Annotated in this window: 4 protein-coding genes and 1 rRNA gene; all 5 read left to right on the forward strand. The window is 42.3% G+C overall.

Translation table 11 applies throughout. The annotated features are described in order from the left end of the window. Positions 1 to 76 precede the first annotated feature (76 nt). A 5S ribosomal RNA gene (gene rrf / locus AOQ70_RS01745) occupies positions 77 to 192 on the forward strand. A gap of 177 nt (positions 193 to 369) precedes the next feature. Then, positions 370 to 834: a CtsR family transcriptional regulator gene (locus tag AOQ70_RS01750; protein WP_003217184.1), complete on the forward strand. Its 465-nt coding sequence runs from the start codon at positions 370 to 372 to the stop codon at positions 832 to 834. 14 nt (positions 835 to 848) lie between these two features. Further along, positions 849 to 1,406 (forward strand): UvrB/UvrC motif-containing protein, encoded by a 558-nt coding sequence (locus AOQ70_RS01755; RefSeq protein WP_058838236.1) that lies wholly within the window; start codon positions 849 to 851, stop codon positions 1,404 to 1,406. A gap of 4 nt (positions 1,407 to 1,410) precedes the next feature. Continuing rightward, complete coding sequence (locus AOQ70_RS01760; RefSeq protein WP_059374637.1) at positions 1,411 to 2,502, forward strand: protein arginine kinase; 1,092 nt, start codon at positions 1,411 to 1,413, stop codon at positions 2,500 to 2,502. Then, the coding region (gene clpC / locus AOQ70_RS01765) for an ATP-dependent protease ATP-binding subunit ClpC (RefSeq protein WP_059374639.1) at positions 2,499 to 4,090 on the forward strand (1,592 nt) is incomplete at its 3' end. The genes AOQ70_RS01760 and clpC, both read left to right, overlap by 4 nt.

Consider the following 4,090-nt stretch of genomic DNA (forward strand, 5'->3'; position numbering starts at 1 on the left):
CGAGGACTTAACCTATATTCATTTGTGAAGCATGAACATTGTTATCTAGTTTTGAGAGAACATTCTCTCCATCAGGTTTGGTGGCGATAGCGAAGAGGTCACACCCGTTCCCATACCGAACACGGAAGTTAAGCTCTTCAGCGCCGATGGTAGTTGGGGGTTTCCCCCTGTGAGAGTAGGACGCCGCCAAGCTTCTATCAGGATCAGTTCCAGTCGGAACTGGTCTTTTTTGTGTTTTTGGGAGGTTTGGCACCATATAAATGTGGAAATAATATTGTTAGTTGAGCGATTATCTTGAAAAATCGACCGAAAAAATTTATAGTAAGATTAAAGTCAAATATAGTCAAAGTCAATGGAGGAGGAGGCGGAGTGGCACAAAATATTTCTGATATCATCGAGCAGTATTTGAAGGAAGTCTTGGATCAGAACGGTCGAGAAATATTAGAAATTAAGCGCAATGAAATTGCAGATAAATTTCAATGCGTACCTTCACAAATTAACTATGTTATCAATACACGCTTTACGAGCGAGAGAGGCTATATCGTTGAAAGTAAGCGTGGCGGCGGTGGCTATATCCGCATCATTAAAGTCAAAATGAATGATGAAGTCGACTTATTGAACAACATTATTTCCCAAATATATCATCGTTTATCACAGGCTGCATCCGATCATATCATCATGCGTCTTGTTGAAAATAACATTTTATCTGAAAGAGAAGCTAAGATGATGATTAGTGTCATGGACCGTTCTGTATTGCATATTGATTTACCTGAACGAGATGAACTGCGGGCTCGGATGATGAAAGCGATGTTAAATGCTTTGAAATTAAAGTAAAGCGGGTGAAAAGATTGATTTGTCAAGAATGTAATGAGAGACCAGCCACTTTTCACTTTACGAAAGTTATAAATGGAGAAAAACAAGAAATGCACATATGTGAACAATGTGCAAAAGAAAACAGTGATTCATATGCTATGAGTGGAAACCAAGGTTTCTCGATTCACAACTTATTATCAGGCTTATTAAATATTGATCCTAGCTTCACCACAAGTGCTAACAAGGGCTCGTCTATTTTTCAAGAAGCGAAAGAAGTGGATCAATGTCCTAAGTGTGGCTTAACCTTTCAGCAGTTCAGAAAAACAGGCCGATTTGGCTGTGCAGAATGCTATCGTACATTTGATCAGTATCTGAACCCTGTTTTACGGAAAGTCCATAGTGGAAATACAGTCCATAATGGGAAAATCCCAAAACGAATTGCCGGCAGCCTGCATGTCCGCCGGAAACTTGAGTTAATGCAGCAAGAGCTGAAGCAGCTGATTGAACAGGAAGAGTTCGAAAAAGCAGCGGAAGTTCGAGATCAAATTCGTGCATTAGAGCATGAGCAATCTCAGCAGAGGGAGGGAGATTAACGACATGTCGCTCCAGCATTTTATTCAAGACGCTCTAAGTCAGTGGATGAAACAAAAAGGACCAGAAAGTGACATTGTTCTAAGCAGTCGAATCCGGCTAGCGCGCAATCTAGAGCATGTTCGTTTCCCAACTCAGTTTTCTCAAGAAGAAGCTGAAGCTGTTCTCCAGCAATTCGAGCAAAAGTTTGCTAGCCACGAAGTGAAGGACATTGGAAACTTTGTTCTGATTCGAATGAATGAAACGCAGCCTTTAGCAAAGAGGGTACTTGTTGAAAAACATTTGATCAGTCCCAATTTAGCTGAATCAAGATTTGGCGGCTGTTTGCTTTCTGAGAATGAAGAAATTAGTGTGATGTTGAATGAAGAAGACCATATTCGAATCCAATGCTTATTCCCAGGTTTTCAGCTAGCCAATGCACTAAAAGCGGCTAATCAGGTAGATGACTGGATTGAAGAGCAAGTGGATTATGCATTTTCTGAAAAGCGAGGATACTTAACAAGCTGTCCGACTAATGTAGGTACAGGTATTAGGGCTTCGGTCATGATGCATTTACCGGCATTAGCGCTCACAAGACAAATGAATCGCATTATTCCCGCCATTAATCAATTAGGACTTGTGGTCAGAGGAATTTATGGTGAGGGCAGCGAAGCAATAGGGAACATCTTTCAAATTTCAAATCAAATGACACTTGGTCAATCAGAAGAAGACATTGTAGATGACTTGAATAGTGTGACCGCTCAGCTCATTGAACAAGAGCGATCTGCACGAAAAGCTTTATATCAAACATCTAAAATTGAACTTGAGGACAGAGTGTACCGGTCCTTGGGAATTTTGGCCAATTGTCGTATGATTGAATCAAAAGAAACAGCAAAGTGTTTGTCAGATGTGCGGCTTGGAATTGATTTAGGTATCATTAAGGGGCTTTCAAGTAATATACTGAATGAACTCATGATTTTGACCCAGCCTGGCTTCCTTCAACAATATTCAGGAGGAGCCTTGGAGCCAAATGAACGAGATATAAAACGAGCAGCGATTATTAGAGAAAGGCTGCGCTTAGAAATGCATAGGAATGGACAGGAGGATGAAACGATATGATGTTTGGAAGATTCACTGAAAGAGCTCAAAAGGTATTAGCACTTGCACAAGAAGAAGCCATTCGCCTAGGCCATAAGAATATTGGTACTGAGCACATTTTACTTGGCCTTGTACGTGAAGGGGAGGGCATCGCTGCCAAAGCGTTAGAAGCACTGGGCCTTGTTTCAGATAAAATCCAAAAAGAAGTCGAAAGCTTGATTGGAAGAGGGCAAGAGGTGTCTCAAGCTATTCCTCATTATACGCCTAGAGCGAAGAAGGTCACTGAGCTTTCAATGGATGAAGCAAGAAAGCTAGGTCATTCCTATGTAGGGACAGAACATATTCTATTAGGTCTTATTCGTGAGGGAGAGGGTGTCGCTGCCCGTGTCTTAAATAACCTCGGAGTGAGCTTAAATAAAGCACGTCAGCAAGTCCTGCAGCTGCTTGGAAGCAATGAAACAGGTGCATCTGCGGCAGGCTCTAATAGCAATGCAAATACACCAACACTTGATAGCTTGGCAAGAGATTTGACTGCTATCGCAAAAGAGGACAGCTTGGACCCAGTCATTGGCCGAAGCAAAGAAATTCAACGTGTCATTGAGGTCCTAAGTAGAAGAACAAAAAATAACCCTGTGCTGATTGGTGAGCCTGGTGTTGGTAAAACAGCCATCGCAGAAGGTCTTGCACAGCAAATTATTCATAACGAAGTGCCTGAAATCCTACGTGATAAACGAGTAATGACACTGGATATGGGAACTGTTGTAGCTGGAACGAAATATCGTGGTGAATTCGAGGATCGTTTGAAAAAAGTCATGGACGAAATTCGTCAGGCAGGAAATATCATTCTCTTTATCGATGAGCTTCATACACTCATTGGTGCTGGTGGAGCAGAGGGTGCGATTGATGCGTCTAATATTCTAAAACCATCTTTAGCACGTGGTGAGCTTCAATGTATTGGGGCGACAACGTTAGATGAGTACCGTAAATACATTGAAAAGGATGCTGCGCTTGAACGACGTTTCCAGCCAATTCAAGTAGATCAGCCTTCTGTTGATGAGAGTATTCAAATCTTAAGAGGACTTAGAGACCGGTATGAAGCACATCACCGTGTGTCTATTACAGATGAAGCGATTGAGGCGGCAGTGAAGCTGTCCGACCGTTATATTTCTGACCGATTCCTTCCAGATAAGGCGATTGATTTAATTGATGAGGCAGGTTCGAAAGTCCGTTTACGTTCGTTCACAACACCGCCTAACCTAAAAGAACTAGAGCAAAAGCTGGATGAAGTACGCAAGGAAAAGGATGCGGCAGTTCAAAGTCAAGAATTTGAAAAAGCAGCTTCTCTTCGCGATACAGAGCAGCGTTTGCGTGAAAAAGTAGAAGTCACAAAGAAATCATGGAAAGAAAAGCAGGGACAAGAGAATTCAGAGGTATCTGTAGATGATATCGCAATGGTCGTTTCCAGCTGGACGGGAGTGCCTGTTTCGAAAATTGCTCAAACGGAGACAGATAAGCTTCTGAATATGGAACAATTGCTCCACTCTCGTGTGATTGGGCAGGATGAAGCGGTTGTCGCTGTAGCAAAAGCGGTGAGACGTGCGCGTGCTGG

This window comes from Bacillus sp. AM 13(2015) (genome assembly GCF_001518755.1).
GTDB lineage: Bacteria > Bacillota > Bacilli > Bacillales > Bacillaceae > Bacillus > Bacillus safensis.

Coding starts and splice junctions, on each gene's coding strand:
- AOQ70_RS01760 (WP_059374637.1), top strand. CDS start 1,411: ATGTCGCTCCAGCATTTTATTCAAGACGCTCTAAGTCAGTGGATGAAA.